This is a genomic window from Nostoc sp. MG11, assembly GCF_014904695.1.
Classification (GTDB): domain Bacteria; phylum Cyanobacteriota; class Cyanobacteriia; order Cyanobacteriales; family Nostocaceae; genus Komarekiella.
This window is the reverse complement of record NZ_JACXXN010000006.1, coordinates 37471-61801: the sequence shown is the minus strand read 5'-3', so window position 1 is coordinate 61801 and position 24331 is coordinate 37471. Positions and strand designations below refer to the sequence as shown.

The window sequence follows — 24331 nt, the reverse complement described above, 5'->3', positions numbered from 1 at the left end:
ATTTTAAAAGGCATAGCATAAACTATTGCTCAATATTTATCAGCTATGACCAAGACTCATTGCGATCGCCATTAGTAGCGGGAGTTAACTACGCTACACCGTGGCAGGTAGGCAAGTATCCAGCGGCGATTGTAAATAACTTTGATAACCAGTTTGTTAGTGCTTTGCTAGGACAACAACCATTAAAGCAGGCAATGCTGCGGGCGCAGAATGAAGCTAATAAGCAAATTAAAGCAATGGAGTAGCTAAAGGGTAAACTACTCACTCTCTCGAAATTATCTCAGGCGATGTCTGAGAATAAGCCGCTTTGCGTCTACGCTTGACAAGTTTCTTAGGTAAATTCTAGTAATAAATTTACCATAGCCGTTGGTTTCGACTTCTCTGCGAGACGCTACGCGAACGCTCAACCAACTGAGTGGTCGAAAGTTGAGCGACTCGTGCCGAGCTTGTCCTGAGCGTAGTCGTTGGCGTAGCCTCCCATAGGGAAAGGCGGAGCCGAGGTAAGTCGAAACTCGTCAACATAAGTATTTTGGCATTGCTGAATTGAAGTATGAAATTTAAAAACTTAACATCTTAAACTCTAACTCTTACTCTCTGCGCCTCTGCGTCTCTGCGTGTTAGCAAAGCGGGGCGTAGCCCGGTAAATTCATACCTGGATTCAGCAACGCCAGTATTTTTTCATCAGAAATCACCTTAGTTTTGCTAAAGCGTTCATTGCAAACCTTCAATACTCATAGGTAAATATTCAAGTGTTTATGGCAAATGTTTGAATGTTCCTTATGAATGTCGTAATGTTGGTCATCAATATGACGATGTTGACCATCAATATTACGATGTTGGTCATCAATATTACGATGTTAGTCATCAACATTACAATGTTAGTCATCAACATCATTATGTTGACCCAATTATTTATAAGATTGCAATTTGGAATTTCCTGAAGGGCTGCGCTTGGTGAATAAACCAACACCTAATGCACCAAACGCTACTAGTGTACCCAATACAGAAGTCGGTTTGCGGAGGTTCAATTGTGTTTGAAATTAGCAGACGGCGGAGTAACCCCAGGTGGAACATAGCAGAAGACTTGGCTGGGTACATATTCATGATGCCCACCATTTTAGTTTTGGGGACTTTTGTAGTTTTACCTATTCTCTACGCCGTTTTTCTTTCCCTGCAAAAAGTCCAACTTCTTGGCGGTATCGAGTACGAATTCATCGGTTTGCGGAACTTCACGCGTTTAGTTGAAGATGAACGGGTTTTGATTGCTTTAAGAAATACAGCAGAATATGTAGCAATTGTTGTACCAACTCAAACTATTCTGGCTTTAATTCTGGCAGTAACTCTCAACTCTGGGATTCGTGGCAAAAATTGGTGGCGCATACTTTATTTTTTGCCAACAGTCACGTCTTCAGCAGTACTGACGCTCATTTTCATGTGGATTTATAACACCGATGGGCTACTAAACAATTTTCTCGCTTCTATAGGACTACCTACTTATAACTGGTTGGGCGACCCAGCAGTTGCCCTCAAAGGCATTATGCTGATGAATATATGGTCAACCGCGCCGTTTTACATGGTGATTTATTTGGCAGCGTTGCAAGATATTCCGCAAACACTTTACGAGGCGGCAGAACTTGATGGAGCTAATGAGTGGCAAAAGTTTATCCGCATCACTATTCCTTTGCTCCAGCCTGTAACATTCTTTGTAGTAGCAATAGGGGTAATTGGCACTTTTCAACTATTTGACCAATCTTATATCTTCTCTGGCGGTACTGGCGGGCCAAACAACGCTACTTTGACTGTGGTGCTGTTAATTTACCAAGCTGTGTTTCGGAATTTGCAGATGGGATATGCTGCTGCGATCGCCTTTTTACTAGCGGCAGTTATTATTACTATTACTTTGATTCAGCAGCGACTTTTTGGAGGCGATAGGATTTGACTAAAATCTCTGGCTCGTCCTGGCTCAAAGTACTATTATACGTATTACTGACACTCTATGCTCTGATTACTCTGATTCCCTTTCTTTGGGCACTTTCAGCATCATTTAAGTCGCTTACAGAAATTGTTAGCGGTGAACCCAATTTTTTCCCCAAAAATTTTACTCTCGATAACTACAGGCAAATCTTCCTGCAAGAACCGTTATTTTGGCGCTGGTTATTCAACAGTGTGGTAATTGCTGTCAGCGTCACTATTTTAAATTTGTTGTTAAATTCAATGGCGGGTTATGCCTTGGCGAGACTGCGCTTTGTGGGCAAACGCTTTTGGCTTTTCCTAATCTTGGCAGTGCTGGCAGTGCCGGCGCAAATCACGCTGATTCCGACATTTTTGATTTTAAAAGCGATCGGCTGGCTGAATTCCTATCAGGGCATGATTGTGCCTAGCATGGTTAATGCCACTTTTATCTTTATGATGCGGCAGTTTTTTGTTAATTTTCCTAGAGAACTAGAAGAAGCCGCTCAACTGGATGGCTTAAACACCTTTGGGATTTTCCGACATATTGTCTTACCTTTAGCAAAACCAGCACTGGCAGCACAAGCAGTTTTTGTGTTCATGGGGAGTTGGAATAATTTTTTGCTGCCGATAGTTATCCTATTTGATCCAGAAATGTTTACCCTACCTTTGGGGCTGAACACCTTCAAGGGTCAATACATCAGCTATTGGAATTACATAATGGCAGCTTCTATGGTGTTCACCTTGCCAGCTTTAGGCATTTACGCCTTTTTCAACCGCTACTTTATTCAAAGCGTGACGTTTACCGGGGGGAAAGGTTAATAGGTGTTGGGCATTGGGTATTGGGTATTAGTTATTAATATTCTCCTTTATTCCCTATATTCCCCTTATCTCCACCTTGCTTCTATGCTTCATGCCCTATGCTCCATTCCCCAAACCGTATTTTAGGCAACAAATTGCACTCTTAACGTGATATTGGTATTACAGCGACTCAATCTCTATCTGTCAGTTAACAAACATTATGGGTTTTGCAGACCTATCGATCGCAGAGATAGCAGCAGACTACAGTATTCCTGTGGAAAAGGTGTTTTCTCTGTGCGACCAACTAGGAATTGCCTATAAACACCAAAAGACCCGTTTGGCGTTAGAGGATGCAAAGGCAATTATTTCGCAAATATTGTCTGAGATACACCCAAAAGGGACTAGCGACTCGGTGGGCGATACCGGAGTCACCTAAAGGGCTATTTTAGACTTTGGCTAATCGCTAATGACAAAAGACAATGAGCCATTAGTAATTAGCAGCATGGAGGGAGATTGAGAATCGCTGTATTAGCTGTGTTGAGCGTCAAAATCTTTAAGGGGAAACATGTTTAGAAGACTAATTGGCGTTGTTGTGGCTACTGTTTTACTCACGTTTCAGTTGATTGTCGGTAGCGCGACAGCAGTGGAACTAGACGAAGCTATCCGAACAGTGCCATTAAATGATCAGGGAGATACCGTCGTACTCAGCCTAAAACAAGTCAAAGAAGGCAAACGCTTATTTAATTACGCTTGCGCCCAATGTCATGCTGGGGGAGTTACCAAGACAAACCAAAACGTGGGACTCACTCCAGACGACCTGGCACTGGCAACACCAAACCGTAACAATATTGAAGGCTTGGTGGATTACCTGAAAAATCCCACTACTTACGACGGGGAAGAAGAGATTTCGGAAATACACCCCAGCATGAAGAGTGCAGATATTTTCACAGAAATGCGAAATCTGACGGATGATGACTTGGAGGCAATCGCTGGTCATATTCTCTTGCAACCAAAAATTGTTGGCACTAAATGGGGAGGAGGTAAAATATATTACTAAATCTCCAATAATAAATCGCCATACTGTGTGATGTAGGGGCGGGGCAATTCTGCCCTTACTGTCCGGGAAGTCCTGAGTTCTAAGTCCTGAGACTTGAGCGTATTCAAGGAAGACTTTCAGACTTTCGTTATGTCCCGGTTTCGATTCTTGACTTTTTCTCTGGAATCAGGACTGAGAACTCAGAATTTTAACATCCTCAATGAAATAAAATTTCCTACATTTAGGCGATCGCTCCATAATATACTTACTAGCTTCTGATGCTGTGTCGATTTTTGGCTCGTTTCCTAGTTTTAATCTTTGCTTTTGCAGTTTATTTCAGCTATAGCTTACCTGCTCAAGCTGCTAATATTGACCCCTATATAGTCCGATATTTGCATGTTACTGAGCCAATTGCTTTAGAACTGGATGAACAGGGCAATACTCGTCTGTTTTCACCACAAGAATTATCTGCGGGCAAAAAACTGTTTGAAACCAACTGCCTTAATTGTCATGTTGGCGGCGCAACTTTGCCAGATCCGCTAGTGTCTCTATCTCTGAACACACTTAAGGATGCTAATCCCCCTCGCGATCGCATTAATACTCTTGTTAGCTTTATGCGCCAACCCATGACCTACGATGGTAGTGAACAAACTTATTGGTGCCGTCAGATGCCTCCTAGCTTGTTATCACAACAGCAGGTGGAAAGTTTAGCTGCTTTCGTACTCACAGCAGCACAAAAGGCTCCTGGTTGGGGCACAGAAAATTTTTGAAAAGCCTATGAGTACTTCTAAACAATAATAAAAATACTTTTTTATTCTTTAACTCTTTTTACAGCCTTTTTGGTGTATGGCAGTCTAGTACTTATTACCGATTGCATGATTTTTTGCTATTGATTGCTCCCCATTATTGAAAAAAAAAATTGCATCTACGACAGATTGTCATATTTGGTGTTGATTTTATTTAAAATAAAAAAGAGAAAATAAAACTATTTGTTAGGAGAGAGCCATGAAATCGATTGCGGCAAGCTGGCGACGCTTTAGTTTAGCTGTGTTGACAATCCTTTTAGTTGTTAGTAGCTTCGCTGTTTTTACTCCCAGCGCTGCGGCTGAAACATATAAGGTAAAATTGGGTAGTGATAAAGGAATGCTGGCATTTGAACCTGCCAAGTTGACCGTTAAGCCAGGCGACACAATTGAATGGGTGAACAACAAAGTTCCTCCCCACAACGTTGTATTTGATGCTGCTAAAAACCCAAATAAGAGCGCTGATTTAGCCAAAGGTCTGTCTCACAAACAGTTGATGATGAGTCCTGGTCAAACCGAAAAGACTACCATCCCCGCAGACGCACCAGCTGGGGAATACACCTTCTACTGTGAACCTCACCGTGGTGCTGGTATGGTTGGCAAAATCACTGTTGAAGGCTAGACATAGTACTTTTGGCATCAGATGATTTTCCTTGCTTGTTAGCATTAGCGAAAAGCAAAACGCCATAGTCTTAAGGTGGCAGACAAAATGGATAAAGGAGGCTGGGTAATATGAATTGGGTACTGAAGAAGAAATCCACCTATGAAGAACGGGATTTTAACCTTCTTTAAGATGAAGAATTACGCTCACCAGAGGCGGGTTTTTAGCCAAATCTTCCCAGTCTCCAATGCTTAATGAAGGGCGGTAATGAGTCCTATCCCTGGCTAAAATGCTAAACGCCGCGTGGTGATAGAAGGGATTAGTCGTTACCGCCAATTTTGAGCAAATTTGCCTAAATTATGAATTAATCGCGTTTATACTCTATAGAGACTAGAGCATCATGATGTAAAGTACACATAGCAGTTGGCAACTGTAGTTGCTGAGGCTTGTTACAAGGAGAATTTCTTGAGAATATTTTTATTAATCTTGCTGTTAGCGATCGCTCTGTCCAGATTAACATTCGTCCGTCCAGCATTAGCTGCTGAAACATCCAATGGTGCCAAAATCTTTGATGCGAACTGCGCTTCTTGCCATATAGGTGGTGGTAACATCCTCATTAACCACAAAACCTTAAAAAAAGAAGCATTGTCAAAGTACCTCGCAAATTATGATAGCGACTCAACCAAGGCAATTATCTACCAAGTGCAGAATGGTAAAAATGCCATGCCTGCTTTCAAAAGCAAATTAAGCTCTCAAGAAATTTTAGAGGTAGCCACTTACGTTTCCCAACAAGCAAAGCAAGGTTGGTAAGTAACTAGAAGATTTATTTGTCCGCATATAATGAAATCCCTTTGGTTTTCCAGAGGGTTTTTCTGTTAGAACTTACGGACGGACAATCTTAAACTTTATGTACTCCGCGCATCCCATCAGAGCAAGCTTAAAAAAGTGGAAACCTCAAATTTTCCCTTTATAAAGAGGAATATCTTCTGCATAAATCTGAATTCGGTATCAAATAATCATGATTTTTTTAGAATGAATGATAAATCTTAAATTTTTATCATTCATCATTTTTCGCTTATACCTAATCCAAAACTGCCAACGTATTTTTATTTCTCTTGAGCAGATTTTTCTCTTTTTTCCTTCAACTGACGCAACTGTTCTAACAGCTTTTGATCAGACTCAGCAGAGAGTGCAGATTGATTGTTATTCACTGTTGGCACAGATAATGGTTTGAGCGTAGCTGCTGATGATGACGCTGGTTGATTGGTTCTATTTCGCAGTTCCAATAATGGTTTTGGCTTAGCTGCTGGTTGATTATTTCTGTTTCGTAATTCCAGCAATGGTTTGGGATTGCCTGTGGGTAAGGGTGCTAGCTGGTTATTTCTGTTTCGCAATTCCGATAATGGTTTAGGAGTAGTTACCGATGATGGCGTAGGCTGGTTGTTCCTGATTCGCAGTTCAGGTAATGGTTTGGGATTAGATGCTGGTAAGGGCGCTAACTGGTTGTTTCTATTTTGCAGTTCTAACAGAGGTTTAGGAGTAGCTTGAGTAGTCCCAGTAGTATTGCTGTTATTTTGGAAACTCAGGCTAAACGGGTAAGAACTAGTTTTCTTTTCTCCTTTGGGGGTTTGCGTGTTGAAATATTCTCTAGCTTTTAATTGCAGTTCAGGAGAGACTGACTTATTTTGGAACTTGATATCTAAGACCTTGCCATCGGGATCTACTACTAATACACCCAAGACAGTACCTTGCAGATTCGGTTTATCTGTAGGGATTGTGTCACGGATGACTGCTTTTTCTTCCGCATTAGGGTATTCTTGCCGGACTATTTTTCTCAAGTCTTCATAAGAGTTTACCTGAGCGATCGCTTGTTCGATCGCTTTTGAGGGTAACTCAGGCGTATTCGGCATAGTTCCCGGCTGCAATTGCGGCAAGCTTTGTCCTGCTAGGGCTAAGTTGTCTGCACCTTGTAGAGGTTGTCCTATGGGAGCTACTGGTTGCTGGTTTTGAGCAATTTGAGATACATCACCCGACGGCATGGTTGGCGGGGTCGTATTTACTGGCGTTGCTGTATTAGAGGCAGTCTCAGAAAGGTTGGGATATTGGGTATTTCGCAGAATATCATCAGGTATTTTCTGCGACTGCAATTCTGGTAACTTGTTTACAGGCAGCGGCTTAGATGCTTCGTATTTGATGTCACTATCACTCAAACGAGGAACTGCTGATGAGGAAAATTTTCCACTGGCATTGAACCCAGCGGCGTTAAATCCCAAGTTTGCTCTGGGAACCATCCGCACTGACTGCTTTGTGGGCAATGAGGAGACGCGATAGTTGTTAAGTGATTGAGGTAGTGGTGGCAGTGTGAACTGGCTAGAGGCAGCGGGTGGCAGTGGAGGTAATACAGTCTGAGCACTAAAATTCGGAGGCGAAACTTGCCCCATTTGGGGAAGTTGCTGTTGTAGGGCCACTTGGGGTGTGTTGGGATTCTGTGGCAGACGTGCTTGGTCGGTTGAGCTTAATTCCAAGAGTCCAACTGTTTTTGCTGCTTCTCTAGGTTTGCTAGAGTCCACAGGCATTAATGGCACAATTAACGCAATAGCACCGTGGATGCCAATAGAGGCAATAGCTGCTATCCCAATTGGCTGGCTTAAGATATCTGGTATATTTTTTAGCAGGGAGACGTAAGACATAGCTGTTATCGTTCACTCGGCTCGGTTGCAGTTGAATAGTGATCTTATCTTTCAAACTATATTGCTGTAGATTCTTCCCTTCACAAATAATAACTTCTTACGCTTGGCACTCAAAACAGCAAGATTGGCATTATTTGAAGCATTCAATTTTTATAATGATGCAATATTATAATTTAAAGTTGCACTTGCTAGCGAGAGATGTTAAAAATTACTACTTTTGATTTTTATGAATTGCCCGAAAAATCAGAGATTAAGCAGTTGGCAGTTTAGGCGATCGCAAAATTCCTGTATGTATAACTACAATCTACTCAATTTTTTGTTTTACTTTACTTTTTTTAGTTAAACCTGACGCTTCTGTAACAGTTGTCACAATTGAATCGTAGACTGAAAGACTTTCGATAATATTACCACATCCGCAGACTCTAAAACTGTTTCCAGCTTTTCCAATTTGTTGAGTATTCCATGAATAAACGCCATTATTAGGTATTCAGGTATTTGTAAAAAAAAATCTCAAATCAGACTTTTCTTTGAACATGCCTGACTCGACATTTTCGCTACGTGCTTGCATCCAAAATCTAAAATGCCATTACCGATAGTTATTTTACCTGGGTATTTAGAAAGCGCGATCGCCTACCGCCAACTAGAACAATCACTACAACAGTTGGGTTTTCCTACGGTTACAGTACCCCTGCGACGACGTGATTGGCTACCCACTCTCGGCGGAAGACCAGTAACACCGATTCTGTGGCAACTTGATCGGACTGTAAAGCAGATATTGCAGCAATACAACGCTACTCAAATTAACTTGATTGGTCACTCAGCCGGGGGGTGGATATCTCGCATCTACATGGGAGAAAAGCCTTATTCAGCACGCGGTGAGCTTAATCCATCCCTATGGGAAGCGCATTCCCTAGTTGCGACCCTCGTCACCTTGGGTACACCCCACACTAGCCAAGAACGCTGGACGCGCTGGAATCTGGATTTTGTCACCAATAACTACCCTGGAGCTTTCTACAAAAACGTTCGTTACGTTTGTGTAGCTGGCAAAACTATTTTTGGGGAAAGGCGGCGCGGTAGCTGGTTAGCTTACAGTAGTTACCAATTAACCTGTGGCAAGGGTAACACTTGGGGCGATGGGATCACGCCCATTGAAGCTGCTCACCTAGAGGGGGCAGAAAATCTTGTTATTGAAGGTGTAAGGCATTCTCCCAGAAACCCTGGTATTTGGTATGGTTCACCAGAACCGTTAAAAGCTTGGGTACAGTATTTAGTTTAAAAAAATTTATCAGACTCTTAAAAAAGTAAAATATCTTAATTTTTCTTAGCTAAAATTGTAATTAAGAATAAATACTCACTTAAGCCAGGAGAGCTTAGCTATGCAAAGCACTCAATTCGATATAATTTTGCGGCGACTGGCGACGACATTAGCAGTCGTAATTCTTACTCTGTGTTTAATTTATCTCTCTACCGGAGTTTTACTTTCTTTTGATTACGAACCTACAGCAGGCGGTGCTTATAATTCTTTGAGAAGAATTAATACGGAAGTGCCTTATGGCTGGCTGTTCCATAGAGCACATGATATTTCTGGTAATGCAGTAATTGTCGTTGCTCTAATTCAAATTGTAGTGATGTTTTTAGGTCGGCAATTTCGCAAGAGTTGGCTGGCTGCTTGGATTAGTGGAATTTTGTTTACCCTGAGTGCGATCGCGCTAGATTGGAGTGCGATGCTTTTAGACTGGACTCAAGAAGGATACTGGCGTTTTAGCATTGAGCTAGGAACCATCGAAGCAATTCCTTTTATCGGTGGGCAACTGCGAGACATCCTGACTGGCGGTGGAGCTATTAGCACTGTTACCATCCAACACCTTTACACCATACACAGTTATCTGATCTCGGTGGCTACCCTAATTCTTGCTGTAGTACATTTATCTGCTTTACTGTGGCAGGAAAAGCAAATGTATCAACCGAAATCTGAATTCGGTAATTTACAACAACCACCAGAAGGCAAGTTTATCCCTTCCGAAAGTTAAGAAAAAGAAGTGCTAAGTCAAGAGACAGGAGTCAGCAAGCAGGTAGAGGAGTAACGGCTTTTAGATTGTTCAATCCAAAATCCAAAATCTAAAATCTAAAATTCTTCTGCTCCCCTTGCTCCTTTTCTCATCCTCCAGGAACCTCACTAGTTGAAAGTTGAGATAATTGGGCTAGGGTGACTTCCTCAACCTCTGGTAACTTTTCTAAAGAGAGGCGAGTAGACTGGGTAGCGCCAGATAAGCGTTTTAAAAGCTTAGGTCTGGGGTCATACAATAGATAAATAATGCGATCGCCAGCTTCCCACTCTTGATTTGCTGGCATTACTTGTAGGCGTTCTTCTCGCTCTAGCAATAACGGTATCAACACCTTAGTCCGAATCATTTCTTGGATGCGATCGCTTTGATTAGAAAATTCTGACTCAACCAATGTAGTTGTCCCCAGCTTAACTCGCCCATCACTCAGATATTCATTCCAAGTCTTAATTGCTAAATCTGGGATGAAGGCTTGGTTAACTTTATTCTCGTTGGCTGAACTAGTAGCTTGCGGATCACGAGGAAAAACTGCTAATACACGCGGCGGATTAAACTCTTCTGCTGCACGTTGAGCCAAGACAAAATTCACTTCGCCATTCTTAGTCATAGCCAGAAAAGTTCCCACAGAGGCAAGTCCCGCCTCTTCCAAAACATCCGCATTCAGAGCACTGCTGGCAATAACCCGGAGATTTTGGGCTTCAGCTTGCTCAAAACAGTCTGGATCAGTATCAATCATCACTACGTTTTCTCCCCGCTCTTGAAAGAATCGCGCAATCAAAAGACTCAGGGGATTACAACCAACAATTACCGCCCCAGTTGCATCTTTGGATGTGATTTTTAAGCACTGAGCAATCCATCCAGCTGTTAGCCCTTGGCAGACAACTGTCATGATAATTGTGAGAAAGACTAAAGCTTTGATGGCATCACCGCCGTTGAAGCCATGCTGTGTTAGCAAAATTGCAAATAAAGAAGCAACAGAAGCAGCAACAATTCCTCTGGGAGCAACCCAACTCAAAAACAGTTTTTGTCGCCAGTTGAGATCACTGTTCCAAGTACATAAAAGGATGTTAATCGGACGAACGACGAACATCAGTACCAGAACGGTGAATAAACTACCCCAACCCAAGGCAAACACACTGGCAATAGACAAGTCAGCTGCTAGGAGGATGAATAGCACTGAAACACTGAGAATTGTCAACTGACCTTTGAAGTTTCTCAATAAACGTTCTTCTGGCACCGAAGAATTGGCAAATACCGCTCCTGCGACTACTGTTGTCATTACTCCTGCTTCACTGCGGATTGTCTGAGCTAAAGCAAACAGACTCCAGAGTACCGCTAGCACCACTAGATTTTTGAGTTCAATTGACAGAAAATTGGCGCGTTTAAAAATCAAGCTCATCAGATAACCGCCAGCACCACCAATTGCCCCACCAATACCAAGACGCAAAAGCAAACCGATGATGGCATTGATTGGGTCAGCATCGCCGTTCAGAATTGTATCTAGAACAACGAAGGCAAGGATAGCTCCTACTGGGTCAATTAAAACCCCTTCCCCTTCCAAAAGAGTCGCTACTTGTCGATCTACGCTGATTTGTTTGAGCAGGGGACTAATGACGGTTGGGCCTGTAACTACGACTATGGAAGCGTAGAGAAAAGCTATGTTCCAAGGAAATTCACCCAGCCAGTGAGCTGCCATGCTACCGCCAAGTAGTGTAATCAGTGTTCCTAGAGTCACGAGCAATTGCAGGCTGAGTGAGACTCTACCCAACTCTCGTAGATCCAAATTGAGTCCGCCCTCAAACAAAATTATTGCCGTCGCTAGGGAGACAATAACTTCTAGTCCAGTGCCTAGCAAATGCGGGTGCAACAGCCCCATACCATCAGAGCCAAGTAAAATGCCCAACAGCAGTAACAAGACGATGCTGGGTACCCGGAGGTATGCAGCCACTACCTGGGCGCTAATGCCTGCAAGGACAGTGATCACCATTTGTAGGGTGATTTCAAAAGATGCTTCCATGTTGTAGATTTTGAGCGATATATTTCAAAATCTTTTGTAAAGAATCACACATATTAACTCTTAAGGGTACAACATCATACCTTTTATTCCTTGCCAATTCAGAGATCTTGTCATATTGAGTTCTCCATAAGACAGCATTTGCAACTGATTAGTTGCACAAGGTGTTCTTTGAATTAAGAACAAACTTAGGCTGTTTGAAAATTCTCCGTGCTTCATGCAGAGAAGGATGTCGGTTGTTTGGTTTATGTTCCGCTTAGCGACAAGGACAAGTTTTGAGTAAGAGTTTGTAGACGTTTTTGCTTGCATTCATAGCTACTACCAAACTTTTTTAGCAAAACCTGTTGACATCAGCAGGGAAATTCGTTAATTTATAAAAGGTCTGAGTCCAATGCCCCCATCGTCTAGAGGCCTAGGACACCTCCCTTTCACGGAGGTAACGGGGATTCGAATTCCCCTGGGGGTACTTAAGGTAAAAAGCAAGAATATCCTTGGTTGTGTTAATCAACCTATCGCTTCATATGAATCTGAATGATATGAAGGTATTAAGGTTCTTTGCTGGCTAGTTCTCCTACACGTTGGTGAATCGCTAGCATGTTTAACTGCAAATCCTTGCTTAAGCGATTTTCAATGATTGCTACTGGCATGGTGAGTTTAGGCCAAACTTGAATTGTGTAGCAAAGATTTGTTCCTATGTACTCACCGAAGGAATAAGGCTCTAAACACCAGCTACCAGAAAAGCCTTTGAAATCTCCCTCTACCATGCGGAAATTAATTTCTTTAGGGAAGTATTCTTCCAGATCCAAAACGACACGCGCACAAAAGTTGAAATTTAGTAAGCGCCCAGAGCCTATTTGCTCCACTCTAATGCCACCGTTGGGATGCTCAATTAGACGGCTCTTGGCAAGGTTGGGGATAAAGTCAGCCAAGGCTTCATAATCTGTCAAAACCTTCCAAATTTGTTCTACTGGTTGGGGAATTTGGATTGTAGCACTGATTCGCCTTTGTCGCTCTGCTATCTTCTCGACTTGGACTTCAACTTTAGCTGGCACAACTGTATCAGCAAGCAAATCACCTTCTAGGTTGGTGTCATCACTAGAGGACTGGAAATCAAAGTCTTCTGTTGTGTTATGTTCTTTAGTCACTTTCAGAATATGGTTTGCTTTCAGAAAATTGGGGCAGAGTCAGGGTAAAGCAAATTTCGCTCAGTTGAGAATCTGAGATTGAAGCACTCTTAACAGTGATCGCTCCATTTAAATGCTGCACTAAAGACTTAACTAAAGCAAGCCCCAAGCCAGTCCCCGGAGTCCAGCGCCCTTTACCGCGACGGAACTTATCAAATATATATGTCGCTTCTTCTTCGGAAATGGCACGTCCTGTATTCGTCACTTTAATAATAACTTGATCAATCAGTTGATCAACTTGGTGAGAGGCTTGCAAGTGGACGAGAGTATCATGCTCCGAGTATTTACAGACATTAGTTAATAACTCTTGGAGGATACGGTCAAAACTTTCTAGTTCGGTTTGCAGTGTTAACGGCTCTTGTGGCAACTCTACAGAAATTTTTAATCCTTTCTCTGCAAGTTTTCGCTCAAAAGAGACTGCTATATCCTTGACTCTGTTATTTAAATCAATAGTTTCTAATTGTGGAGCTTCTTGATGAGACTCTAGTTTTTGGAGTGTCAGCAAGTCATTAATTAAGTTGATTTCCTTTGTACATTCTTGTTCTAAGATGTCCAAATACCTAACCTGACGCTCTGGTGCTATTCCTGGCAGACGTAAGTTACGAATTGACATTAGCATGTTTGTCAGAGGATAGCGTAAGCGATCGCTCATGTTACTCAAGAATTCATCTTTAAGTTCATTGAGTTTCCGCAGTTGCTCAACATATTGCCGCGTTCTTTCATGCAATTTTGCCTGAAGTTCTAGACTGCTTTGTAGTTTTGCTGTTCGCTCATCTACCAAAGTCTGAACTTGCCGCAATGTCTGTGACTGAATTATGGCATTGCTGACTTGGGCGCAAACCATTTCCACAAGATTTAATTCTGCTGATTGCCAATTGCGAGCAACCGTTTGCTGTAGCACTAAAAATCCTAAAACTTTGGCCTGACTTTCTAATGGCATTAACAATGCCGTAGGCAATTCTTCTATAGCAAATAATGAGGCGGCTGGATAGGTATCGTTTTGCTCTGTATAGTCATCAATGATTACTGGTTTTCCAGAGTCTATGAACACACGCTGGCATAAACCACACTCTGAGAGCAAGAAGGACTTATCTAAAACATCTGGTTTACTAGTACCGGAAATTTGTGTTGCTCTATTCCATTCAGCATGTACGGTAGCTTTTGCTCTAGGAACTTGTTTTTTGGGTCGAGTCCTAAACAGTGGATCTGTATATTTGAGTAGTATAAGCAAACCGCGATCTGCTTGTAGAGATTCAGCGGTAGAGGCGATTACTAACTGGAGCATTTGATTCAACTCCAAATTACTCCGACTCAATAGAGTTAATTGCTTGATCAAGCTTTGATGCTGGTCGCTTTTTTGTAGGTACTGCTGTTGATGAGCAATCAACTGAGCTTGTGCTACTCGAGAAAAAGCGATCGCGCAAGACGACTCCAGTGTTTTGAGTAACTGCTTTTCTGATTCACTCCAATCATAGGATTGAAATTTAATCAGACTAATCACCCCATTATTATTGCCACCAAGCCGGGTAGGAATTGCCAAAACCGCTTTTATCGGTAGTGGTAAATATTGACACCCGATTACCAAACTGTTCTGAATAATTGAAATATCCTCAATAGTCAATGGTTCAGCAGCACATTGCACTACTGGCGAGTCCATAAGCAACTGTTCCATCGAGAATATCTCGTTTGGGTGTGGCAACCCTAGATACTCATCAGCACACCAATTAGCAGTAGTCGCTTCGCTAGTAGATTCCTCACTCGTCACTGGAACCAAGCAACAGCAATCTACCTGGAAGACAACTCCTAGCAATTGGGCTATCTCTTGCAGCATCAATGTAGTCGCTGAGCTATTGGCGATGATTTGGTTAATCTTTTGTACCAACTGGTGGGCTGGTTCTTCCTGATGCTGCATCAGCTTGATTTGGTATGGTTGTAGTTGATCTACGTCATCTGGGGATTGTGGCGGCGATAAAGGCTTTTTCATTCCTGGCACGCCCTTGGATAATGGCCCCATTGTTTTTGCACCCAACCTCTTGGCATATTCTTTACTAATAGTGGTGTTGTTGCACCCTGATGATTTGCAAATTTTGTACGAATACTTTCTCTCACCTGTTATAGCCTCTTTCTATGTCAGATGACCAAGTTTGTGGTGTATTAAACAAATCTCTACATAGGTAATAAGATACTTAGAATATCCTAAAATGCCTCAGCCAGGTTATACTTGGCTTCCTGATGTTGAGGTAATTTACTCACTTTGGCTTAGAATATCCTGTCTGTAAGTATACATAAACCGTAATTTCTCTGGAATTAGGGCAATATCTCTAGAAAAACTCACCGCGTTAATACTGAAGTATCTATAAAAATTTTGTAATATTTTTTATCATCCGCACGTTGAACAAGCTACTCTTATATCCGTTCAACTTTCAAGAAAATATTGTTAAGGCAAAGCTTCAGGAAAATTTTGACAGTTCTTCGAGGATAATAGCTAAGGATTTATCGGGGTATTTTTGCCTAACTTCTATTCTTTATAATCATTTTGATATATGTTAAATGTTGTTAAATATTATGTTCAGAGAGCCAGGAATCGTCTAGTAGCTGGTTGCTTTACAATTTAACTACTATATATATGAGATAAATTTTACAAACAAAATTCTGAATGCAGTCCAGTTACCCTCAGTAGTAACTGGACTGCATTCTCCTGAAGATAAGACTATCCAGCCAAACTCTCGACACTGAGAGGAACCATGTCCCCATTCCTCGTCAGTCCTAACAACATCGGTTGTTGGGGTTGAATTAATTGACCTGTAAGTACGCAGCGTTCTTCTTGCTGAGCTGTGGCAGCTATGCTAGCTCGAATGTCGGCTCGCGAAAATCGAGGCTTCCACTCACCTGATTTTTGCTGTACATAATTCCAGAGGATATCTCGGATCAGAGCTTGATATCCCTGATTGCCTGCTATTTCTTTGAGTTTATCTTTGAGTTCTCGCTCTAGGCGAATGCTGGTAACTTCCATGTCAGTAGTTGGGGTGCGCGCGATCGTATGCATGACTTTTTCTCCTTAAAGGTATAGACAGGATAGTAATACAAGTGTAGTATGTTTAAAGGAATGTTCAATAGGTGAAATTTTCTGTGAAATCCATTTACCCCATCTCTACTACCTTACGTGCTACTAACTGCCGAGCCGGTTGGGAATTAGCCGTTGTGGAAGTGGAGTATTTATTTATGGGCGATGGTAGCCGAAATCATGGGCAAATCACAGAGGGTAATAATGATTTTAGATATCTCAGCATTGGTGTGCTGAATGCAAAACTACAACTAGATGAAGGAAGTGGGAGGTACAGGCATAGAAATACTGTACCGATATAAGACCAGAAAATTTTCCGGTCAATTTCTAACCCCCGCTTCACCTAAACAAGAAGCGGGGGTTTTTTTATGAGGAGTGAAGCTGTGACGATATCTTCTCTACGAGATGCGCCAAAGCGAACGAGACGCTGTGCGGTGGTGCAAAGCACCTACCTAACGGCGATCGCAACGCAAATGTTAGAGCAATCTGTGGTGGTTTCTCAAAATTACTTGCCACTATGCCAAGTCAATATTAAGCGGGCGATGATGCTGTTAGTCACAAACAAATCCCAAGCACTAAGTTTTGTGATCCAAGGCGGATGGCTTCACTCTCCCAGCTTGGTTATTGAAGCGCCGAAACACATTCGCTTAACGATCGCTACTAATGAGCGAATGTGGAAAGTTTGGCGGCGAAACAATCACAGTTGCCAATATTTTACCGTTAGCGCAGCTTGGCGCGATCGCGCTACACAGTTCTGGATAGATGTGCAAGCAGACCTGGAATAACAGGAGAGCATAAGGAATGCTGAAATTAACTTACACCGATAGGAGCTTTTATTTAGAGTGTCTCACTCTATCACTGGAAGAATGGGTAGCGCAGCGAGTGATTTTGGCAATGCGAGTCGGTCAATGTCTATGCGTTGAACCTAGTACCGCTTCCTTTTTGCTTCCTATTGATTTACCAGGAGTAGAAGTACTAAAGACTGAGGTGAAGCGCGATGACAGAGAAATCATTACTCTGTGTGCCTGTGATACTGAGTGTATGGAGGTCACTCTGCGGGGTTCTTGGCTATCAGATGGTTCTGAGGATGCTGTGGGTGTGTTTGTCACTACTATCAGCGATCGCGCTGAGTTCTTTTTGCACAAACTTTGGCAGGAATCTCAAGAAAGCAGCGCTTCTGTCATGAGCGAGTAAACGAAATAGGAGGATTAGTATAATTTTTTACTAAGAATCGGCGGTAAAGAAGCCCATTTTCTTCTATGGATGGGAAGAATCACCGCCGACTGAGACTATAATAACTCAGATTAAACAATCGATAGCGCAGCTAAATTACCATTAAAACCAGTAATTTCAATGATGCCGTCACTTGTGGCAGAGAATCCATTACTAGCATCATTAATAGCCAAGAACGTCCGTTGAATAGCACCCGTACCTAGCTTAAATGTTGCTGCCTGATTGGCAACAAAAGTGGTTGTGTTCAATAAGCCTTGGATGTCAGACTCTACCAGGGTACTAATATTACCAAGCCGAGCAAGACTGGCAGCATTCACTGCATTGGGTGCATCAATGACATCTACACCAATCTTTAGGTCAGTGATTACATCAAAGTTGGATAGTAACGAATCGCTTAAGTACTCAAATATAAACTGATCACGACCACTACCACCAGTCAGGATATCAGCACCAGCACCACCAATGAGGGTATCATCACCCTTGCCACTTATAAGTTGGTCATTGCCAGGAAATCCCGATAGTTGGTCGTTACCGTTGTCACCAAAAAGTTGGTCATTGCCATCAAATCCTACGAGATCATCATTACCTTTACCACCGTAGAGAGAGTCATCGCCAGCTAATCCCAACAGTTCATCGTTACCGTTGCCACCAAAGATTTGATCGTTACCAGCATCACCGATTAATTCATCGTTACCACTGCCACCGTTGAGGATCAAACCTTGTACTAGTTGATCGTTAAAGGTCTTGGATGTAAGTTGACCGTTGCCATTATAAATGTAGCTAACAAACGCATCAGTGACGCCATCGTTATTGTTATCAATCTGCTCAGATGTCAGCTTGCCATTGGCATCATAGCTGTAAGTGGTAACGGCGTCTGTTATGCCATCGTTATTGTTATCAATCTGCTCAGATGTCAGCTTGCCATTGGCATCATAGCTGTAAGTGGTAACGGCGTCTGTGATGCCATCATTATTGTTGTCGCTCTGCTCAGATGTCAGCTTGCCATTGGCATTGTAATTGTAAATAATAACCGCATCAGTTATGCCATCGTTATTATTGTCATAAGTTGCAGATGTGCGATCGTAAGTATAGTTGTAAACAAATTCAAAAATGCCGTCGCCATCGTTGTCATAACTCTCAGATATTTTGTTGCCGTTGGCATTGTAAGTAGCAGTATAGATAGATTCAAGGATGCCGTCGTCATGATCATCACGGCTCTCAGATATTTTGTTGCCGTTGGCATCGTAAGTAGCGACGTAGATACTGTCAGCAATGCCGTCCCCATGATCATCACGGCTCTCAGATATTTTGTTGCCGTTGGCATCATAGATAGTAGTATAGACATAGTCAAGGATGCCATCGCTATTGTTGTCATACCTTTGAGATGTTTTGTTGCCGCTAGCATTGTAGGTAGCAGTATAAACATACTCAAAGATGCCGTCACCATTTTCGTCACGGCTCTCGAATGTTAATCTGTCGTTGGCATCGTAGGTAGCGGTGTAGGCATATTCAAAGATGCTGTCGCCATTGTTGTCATAGTTTTCGGATGTCTTTTTGCTGTTGGCATCATAGGTAGCAGTGTAAACGTACTCAAGGATGCTGTCGCCATTGTCGTCACGGCTCTCGAATATCTTGTTCTTATTGGCATCGTAGGCATAAGTGTAAACACTGTTAGGAATACCGTCGCCATTGTTGTCATAGCTTTGAGATGTCTTGTTGCCGTTGGTATCGTAAGTATAAGTGTAGACACTGTACGCAATGCCGTCGCCATCGTTGTCATAACTCTCCGATGTCTTGTTGCCATTGGCATCGTAGGTAGCGATGTTGATACTGTCAGCAATGCCATCGCCATTATCGTCACGGCTCTCGGTTATCTTGTTGCCATTGGCATCGTAAGTATAGGTGTAGACGCTCTCCGCAATGCGATCGCCATTGTTGTCATAACTCTCGGATGTCTTGTTGCTGTTGGCATCGTAGGTAGCGGTGTAGATATATTCAATTGTGCGATCGCTAAAAACAGAGCTTTCGGATATCTTATTGCCATTGGCATCATAGACAGATGTAATAACCTTGTCAACTGTGCCGTCGCCATAGACATCAATGCTTTCAGATGTGCGGTTACCGTTAACATCATAAGCAAAGGTAAAAATAGTTATATCCTCAGATTCTTCGCCATTAATTCTTCTAGAAATTAGCCTGCCGTTGATATCGTACACATAACGGCTAGCGCTATAGGTATACTGATTAAAAAATTCTTCAAAAATCAAGTTACCGTTGGCATCGTAGGTTTGAGTGCGACCAAATGTAGCGTAGTCAGCGCTTCCTGGGTACATCCTATAGAATGTTTCTCTGCCGTTGACATCGTAGATGTAAGTTTCGGCATATTCAATCGTGCCGTCGCTGTAGTAGTATTCTGAGTTTTTGGTACTTACATTGCCATTAGCATCGTAACTACCAGCCTCGACATAGAAAAGATTACCTTCATTATTGTATACATAGCTTTTGTAAGTAGTCACGCTGCCGTTGGCATCGTAGGTATAAGTTTCCACAGGTTTAACTGTATCGTCGTTACCAGACTTATAGCTTTGAGATATTAGATTATATCTGTAGGTGATGACCGAGTCCGTTATTTCATCACTGTTATTGTCAATCTTCTCGGATATGACGTTTCCATTTTTGTCGTAAGTATATGTTGTAGCTGATGTCATTAATTTTATCTAGATGTACTGACCCCAGGTATTGTAGCCGGTGCTAAATTACTCTGCCTACCAATTAATTTATTGCAATAAATCAGCCGACTATAGAACTAGATATAAATCCTGGGGCCCTTGGCTTGCTAAAATTATGTTAAGTTGATCTACCTAGGGAATGATTTTGTTGTAAATATAAATAGCAGCAACTTCATTCCACAGACCGATTCAAGCATTAATGCCTTCAAAGTAGAAATATATAGGCGAACCATAAATGAAGAATCTGGTCAACGCAATGTATTCATCAAATAGTGGGTAGAGTATTTACTCATTACCCATTAATGAATGGATGCAGAATACAAAGACAATTTCTTTCGTAAAGTTCGGTTGAACAAGAACTTTAAGATGGAAGCACATCTATGAATTCGACTGGTCAAATCGACTATGTGAAGGCGTGAGTTTCCCTCTCCAAGTAAAAGTTCTGCGTTGTTAAAGCTGTTATTGAGGATTCCAAATGAAGATTATTGCTTCTGTTCTATCTATCTTACATCCAGTACGCTTTCTAGTTGTGGCTTTTACCTGCGCCTTACTATTTTTATCTAGTGCTTTTCCTGCTTTTGCGATCGATAGCTATCAAAGTGACCCTACCGAAGCTACTACACAACTACTTGAAACTCAGAGCGAAACTGACGAAGTAGCAAAATCACCACCACCAGGACTGAAAGAGGTTCAAAAGAAGTCAAACGAAGGACTCAATGAGGTTCAGGGAGCTGCTGATATTGACAAGATGAAGCGTCCCAGCAATTCACAGAGTTCAACCTCAGTAGAAGAAAACGTAAAGAACTTTTTGGAAAAAGTTACAGGTAAGTAACAAAACGAATAAGTTGAGCATGTATCAGTAATAATGGGTAATTGCGTAGAAGCAGTTACCCATTATTTATTAGTAATATTTAAGCTTGCACCTTCTTAAGGTATAGGCATAATTATAAATCTAGGACTTAATTTAAATTAACAATCTTTCCTTGGGTTGATGTGTATTATGTCTTGAATTTGAGAACTTAGTAAATAAGTTCGCTTAGGGATGGAAAATAATGCGTGCGATAAACATTGGTTTGACAGAAGAACAGCGTCAAGGTGTGATTAATCTGTTGAATCAAGATTTGGCAGATGCCTATCTACTGTTGGTAAAAACCAAAAAGTACCACTGGGATGTAGTCGGGCCTCAGTTCCGCTCTTTGCATCAGCTTTGGGAAGAACACTACGAAAAGCTGACTCTCAATATTGATGCACTGGCAGAGCGGATTCGGGCTTTAGGCGGTTATCCAGTTGGCTCAATGGAGGGATTTCTCAAGATTGCTACCCTCAAGGAACATGCTGGTAGTGTTCCTACAGCAACGGGGATGGTATCTAATCTGGTAGAGGATCACGAGCAGGTTATTCGCAACTTAAGGGATCATGTGGATCAGTCTGATGATAAGTTCCACGATCAGGGAACCGCTGACTTTTTGACTGGACTGATGGAAGAACATGAAGAAATAGCTTGGATGCTGCGTTCATTTATTGAAGGACAGGCGCTCGAAGGAGACGGTACACAGCCTGCAACACAAACTAAAACTCCTGTAGGTGTGTAGCTATTAATAGACACAGGCAAAAATATACAGTCTAAGTAGAGGGTGCTGTGTAGCCAGTTGAGGGAGGATTAATTCCTCCCTCAATACTGGTGTTGAGATATTAATCTCCCGCATCTGTTTATTCAGTTTGTCTACTGCAAAGATAACATAATACAAGGAGTATTCAAGTGCCAGAAACGTATAAAGCAGAACGTACTATCTCTGCTGCATTTAAAGAACAAAAGCAAATTGATGATGTGATTCGACGTTTATTAGACAGGGGTGTGCCGAGAGATCATATTTCGGTTATGGGCAGAAACTTCCAGTCTGAAACTCGAATTTCTGGCTTTATTACTAAAAAAGATGTGATTCTGGGAGGCTTGAGAACAGGGGCGATATTTGGTTCGTTGTTTGGCTCTTTCCTGAGTTTACTTACAGGTGTAGGCGTACTATTTATTCCCTTTGTCGGTTCAATAGTTGCAGCAGGCCCTATTAGTGCAGTGCTGCTAGGAGCTGCAAGTGGAGCGATCGCAGGTAGCGCTGGTGCAGGTTTAGTATCAGTTCTGACTACTTTGGGTATGCCAGAAGATAAAGCCGCAATTTACCAAACCCGCTTACAAGCTGGTGAGTTCTTATTGATGGCAGAAGTTCCGAGCGATCGCGCTGGAGAATTTCAATTACTGTTAGAAAGTGCTGGTGGTGAAGAAATTCACACAATTGAGAAAACTTTGGCTCGTCCTTGTGCTGGTACATGCAACAGTCCAGAAGATTTGTCTCCTGAAGTTCGATCTCATCTTTCTGATGAAGCTCAGCGTACATTCATTGAGCGGTATAACGCTGTCTTTAATGAGAAAAATGATGAGTTTACGGCTGAAAACGCTGCTTGGGAAGCAGTTCACCAGCAATTTGATGAAGATGAGAACGGCGTTTGGTCAAAAGCTAAGGCCAACGTATAAACTATTGAACGTTAGCAATTATAGATTTTTGGGTGTTGTTGGTAATTGGTAACTATTAATGGGTAATGGAGTAAAATCCATTACCCATTGTCTATTTTATCTGCGATTCCAAATTCTAATTAAGGCAATTTGTAGCTAGCAACACGTAGAGTTAACTGACCTTGGTGAGGATTCTGACTAAATACAAATGCGCCTTCCTCCATTTCACCGCTAGATAAAAAGTCAATCTGTTGCTCTCCTGATTCTGCAACTTTGCCGTTAATCAGTAACTCAGCCATAATCTGAACTGACTCAGCTGTGTCTCCTCCAGTGTTAACGACTTCAAAAGGAACATAAAATTGCCCATCAATTTCCCGAATAGTTTCTTTATTGGTGACAGAAAGTATCGGTGGTTGATTCTTGTCGTTTAGCCAAGTGTAGCCTACCAAGCTAACAACCACTGCGAGGATAAATGAAGCAGCGCTGAATGTCACCCATTCGGCAACTGAACGCTCTGGTTTCTGCTGTTCGGTTTTAATCATATCGCTAACCTTCCTGCTGCACCACCAATAGTTGCAGGTAATCCCAATACCAAGGTGTGATCTAACCACATTGTCCAGGGGTCGCTAAAAGTCAGTTTTTGAAAGAACCACAGCATAAAAGCGGCTGCTAGCAACGAAACTAAGTACGACATTATGGTTTCACTCGATGGTCGTTGGAAGACTCCCTGTTGCTGCATCCGCTTTTGCTGGTCTGAAAAGCCTGCCTGAAATACAATGCCATAAGAGATTAGCAGAGATGTGGCGATCATTGCCAACTGCCAAGGTGGCGAAGTTGCGGCTGCTAGCATGGGAACTTCATCTGTTGGAGCAATGCTAAATGCAATTATGGCTGCACCAATTAGGGTTGCACCCACATCGGCGAAGGTGGCGTGTAACTCATCTTTTGTTGAACTGTTTCCCTGACGGGTTGTTTGTTCTTCTCCATTACTGCTACTAATATTTCCCAAAAATTGGTTTGCTAATGCCACACCGAAAGTGAAAGGTACACTTTCAAAGATAATTTTACCTACGATTCCCCTGACAGAAGTTTCAAATGTCAATTCTCGCAACAGCAACAGCACAAAGGCAGAACAAGCTAGTCCGATCGCCATTGCTTCTACAGTGTCTATTACTGCTTGATAAGGTCGCCAGTTATGTCTGCGTTTACGAAAACCTTCTGTTTGGTTGAGTAACAAAATTATGGTAAAGGTCAATGCGATCGCCATCATCATTAATTGTGGTTTTGCCTGTGTCCCAATCCACCAGACTTCCATTGTATAAAGCAACGGGATGCCAAATAAAAAGCCTCCACAAGCACCGCGAATGATGTCATTTATCTCACTCTTCCAAACATTTTTATTACGTTTTTTTACCACTCCTATACTTCCTTATATTTAGAATTCGCTTAGATTTAGATAAATATAGTTAAGATAAATCAACTTGCACAGAAATGAGATATCGCATCTATATACTTCTATCTAAGAGCTAATCCTAAACTATTTATGTCATCCTTAGCAAAATGCAGTGTAGCGTTTGTGTAGCTCAGAATGACAAGTAACAATAACTTGGCATGAGAATACTTTCATATTCCACATTTATACTTGGTTTACTCTAAG

22 protein-coding genes, 1 tRNA gene and 2 pseudogenes are annotated in these 24331 nt (G+C 42.0%); 17 read left to right on the top strand and 8 right to left on the bottom strand.

The window, feature by feature from the left end; translation table 11 throughout:
• Positions 1–38: 38 nt before the first annotated feature.
• The 8 genes and pseudogenes from HCR01_RS11240 to petJ form a co-directional block, all read left to right on the top strand.
• Positions 39–245 (top strand): annotated as a pseudogene (locus HCR01_RS11240) (ABC transporter substrate-binding protein); the annotation flags it as partial.
• A gap of 785 nt (positions 246–1030) precedes the next feature.
• Positions 1031–1939, top strand: coding sequence for a carbohydrate ABC transporter permease (locus tag HCR01_RS11235; protein WP_193196288.1), 909 nt, complete (start codon positions 1031–1033; stop codon positions 1937–1939).
• A complete protein-coding gene (locus tag HCR01_RS11230) occupies positions 1936–2772 on the top strand; it encodes a carbohydrate ABC transporter permease (RefSeq protein ID WP_193196287.1) in 837 nt (278 codons plus the stop codon). Before HCR01_RS11235 ends, HCR01_RS11230 begins: the two co-directional genes overlap by 4 nt.
• Positions 2773–2971: 199 nt before the next feature.
• Positions 2972–3187 carry a hypothetical protein gene (locus tag HCR01_RS11225; RefSeq protein ID WP_162396827.1) on the top strand — a complete coding sequence of 72 codons (216 nt, stop codon included), beginning with the start codon at positions 2972–2974 and terminating at the stop codon, positions 3185–3187.
• Between the two features lie 129 nt (positions 3188–3316).
• Positions 3317–3808: a photosystem II cytochrome c-550 gene (gene psbV, locus HCR01_RS11220; RefSeq protein ID WP_193196286.1), complete on the top strand. Its 492-nt coding sequence runs from the start codon at positions 3317–3319 to the stop codon at positions 3806–3808.
• Positions 3809–4065: 257 nt separating this feature from the next.
• Positions 4066–4557 (top strand): photosystem II cytochrome PsbV2, encoded by a 492-nt coding sequence (psbV2, locus tag HCR01_RS11215; RefSeq protein WP_193196285.1) that lies wholly within the window; start codon positions 4066–4068, stop codon positions 4555–4557.
• A 235-nt stretch (positions 4558–4792) separates the two neighbouring features.
• Complete coding sequence (petE, locus tag HCR01_RS11210; RefSeq protein ID WP_193196284.1) at positions 4793–5212, top strand: plastocyanin; 420 nt, start codon at positions 4793–4795, stop codon at positions 5210–5212.
• Positions 5213–5656: 444 nt separating this feature from the next.
• The gene (petJ, locus tag HCR01_RS11205) at positions 5657–6001 is read left to right on the top strand and encodes a cytochrome c6 PetJ (protein ID WP_193196510.1); all 345 of its coding nucleotides are present in this window, start codon (positions 5657–5659) and stop codon (positions 5999–6001) included.
• A gap of 296 nt (positions 6002–6297) precedes the next feature.
• On the opposite strand, the gene HCR01_RS11200 is transcribed toward petJ, so the two are convergent.
• Positions 6298–7881, bottom strand: a complete 1584-nt coding sequence (locus HCR01_RS11200) for a hypothetical protein (RefSeq protein WP_193196283.1) — start codon at positions 7879–7881, stop codon at positions 6298–6300.
• A gap of 580 nt (positions 7882–8461) precedes the next feature.
• Here HCR01_RS11200 and HCR01_RS11195 point away from each other — a divergent pair.
• On the top strand, positions 8462–9157 hold the full coding sequence (locus HCR01_RS11195) for an esterase/lipase family protein (protein WP_193196282.1): 696 nt from the start codon (positions 8462–8464) through the stop codon (positions 9155–9157).
• 100 nt (positions 9158–9257) lie between these two features.
• The gene (locus tag HCR01_RS11190; protein ID WP_193196281.1) at positions 9258–9911 is read left to right on the top strand and encodes a cytochrome b N-terminal domain-containing protein; all 654 of its coding nucleotides are present in this window, start codon (positions 9258–9260) and stop codon (positions 9909–9911) included.
• 127 nt (positions 9912–10038) lie between these two features.
• Here HCR01_RS11190 and HCR01_RS11185 read toward each other — a convergent pair whose 3' ends face one another.
• On the bottom strand, positions 10039–11961 hold the full coding sequence (locus HCR01_RS11185) for a cation:proton antiporter (RefSeq protein WP_193196280.1): 1923 nt from the start codon (positions 11959–11961) through the stop codon (positions 10039–10041).
• 390 nt (positions 11962–12351) lie between these two features.
• On the opposite strand from HCR01_RS11185, the gene HCR01_RS11180 reads away from it, so the two are divergent.
• A tRNA-Glu gene (locus HCR01_RS11180) sits at positions 12352–12424 on the top strand.
• A gap of 79 nt (positions 12425–12503) precedes the next feature.
• Here the strand turns inward: HCR01_RS11180 and HCR01_RS11175 are convergent.
• The 3 genes from HCR01_RS11175 to HCR01_RS11165 form a co-directional block, all read right to left on the bottom strand.
• Positions 12504–13103, bottom strand: coding sequence for an SRPBCC family protein (locus HCR01_RS11175; RefSeq protein WP_193196279.1), 600 nt, complete (start codon positions 13101–13103; stop codon positions 12504–12506).
• On the bottom strand, positions 13096–15156 hold the full coding sequence (locus HCR01_RS11170) for a GAF domain-containing protein (protein ID WP_413773937.1): 2061 nt from the start codon (positions 15154–15156) through the stop codon (positions 13096–13098). The genes HCR01_RS11175 and HCR01_RS11170 overlap by 8 nt, the downstream gene beginning before the upstream one ends.
• A gap of 696 nt (positions 15157–15852) precedes the next feature.
• Positions 15853–16188: a hypothetical protein gene (locus HCR01_RS11165; protein WP_069070862.1), complete on the bottom strand. Its 336-nt coding sequence runs from the start codon at positions 16186–16188 to the stop codon at positions 15853–15855.
• A 71-nt stretch (positions 16189–16259) separates the two neighbouring features.
• On the opposite strand from HCR01_RS11165, the gene HCR01_RS11160 reads away from it, so the two are divergent.
• The 3 genes and pseudogenes from HCR01_RS11160 to HCR01_RS11150 all read left to right on the top strand — a co-directional run bounded on the left by HCR01_RS11160 (position 16260) and on the right by HCR01_RS11150 (position 17400).
• Positions 16260–16508: a hypothetical protein gene (locus HCR01_RS11160; RefSeq protein WP_193196278.1), complete on the top strand. Its 249-nt coding sequence runs from the start codon at positions 16260–16262 to the stop codon at positions 16506–16508.
• Between the two features lie 171 nt (positions 16509–16679).
• Positions 16680–16919 (top strand): annotated as a pseudogene (locus tag HCR01_RS40740) (HNH endonuclease); the annotation flags it as partial.
• An 88-nt stretch (positions 16920–17007) separates the two neighbouring features.
• Positions 17008–17400, top strand: a complete 393-nt coding sequence (locus HCR01_RS11150; RefSeq protein ID WP_193196277.1) for an alr0857 family protein — start codon at positions 17008–17010, stop codon at positions 17398–17400.
• 110 nt (positions 17401–17510) lie between these two features.
• Here the strand turns inward: HCR01_RS11150 and HCR01_RS11145 are convergent, their stop codons facing one another.
• Positions 17511–20147: a bluetail domain-containing putative surface protein gene (locus HCR01_RS11145; protein WP_193196276.1), complete on the bottom strand. Its 2637-nt coding sequence runs from the start codon at positions 20145–20147 to the stop codon at positions 17511–17513.
• A 496-nt stretch (positions 20148–20643) separates the two neighbouring features.
• Between HCR01_RS11145 and HCR01_RS11140 the strand changes: the two genes are divergently transcribed.
• The 3 genes from HCR01_RS11140 to HCR01_RS11130 all read left to right on the top strand — a co-directional run bounded on the left by HCR01_RS11140 (position 20644) and on the right by HCR01_RS11130 (position 22695).
• Positions 20644–21000 carry a hypothetical protein gene (locus HCR01_RS11140; protein WP_193196275.1) on the top strand — a complete coding sequence of 119 codons (357 nt, stop codon included), beginning with the start codon at positions 20644–20646 and terminating at the stop codon, positions 20998–21000.
• 220 nt (positions 21001–21220) lie between these two features.
• Complete coding sequence (locus HCR01_RS11135) at positions 21221–21760, top strand: Dps family protein (protein WP_193196274.1); 540 nt, start codon at positions 21221–21223, stop codon at positions 21758–21760.
• Between the two features lie 167 nt (positions 21761–21927).
• Positions 21928–22695 carry a ChaB family protein gene (locus tag HCR01_RS11130; RefSeq protein ID WP_193196273.1) on the top strand — a complete coding sequence of 256 codons (768 nt, stop codon included), beginning with the start codon at positions 21928–21930 and terminating at the stop codon, positions 22693–22695.
• A 119-nt stretch (positions 22696–22814) separates the two neighbouring features.
• Here the strand turns inward: HCR01_RS11130 and HCR01_RS11125 are convergent, their stop codons facing one another.
• Both HCR01_RS11125 and HCR01_RS11120 read right to left on the bottom strand, forming a co-directional pair.
• Positions 22815–23216 (bottom strand): TIGR02588 family protein, encoded by a 402-nt coding sequence (locus tag HCR01_RS11125; protein WP_193196272.1) that lies wholly within the window; start codon positions 23214–23216, stop codon positions 22815–22817.
• Positions 23213–24097: a TIGR02587 family membrane protein gene (locus tag HCR01_RS11120; RefSeq protein WP_193196507.1), complete on the bottom strand. Its 885-nt coding sequence runs from the start codon at positions 24095–24097 to the stop codon at positions 23213–23215. The genes HCR01_RS11125 and HCR01_RS11120 overlap by 4 nt, the downstream gene beginning before the upstream one ends.
• Positions 24098–24331 lie beyond the last annotated feature (234 nt).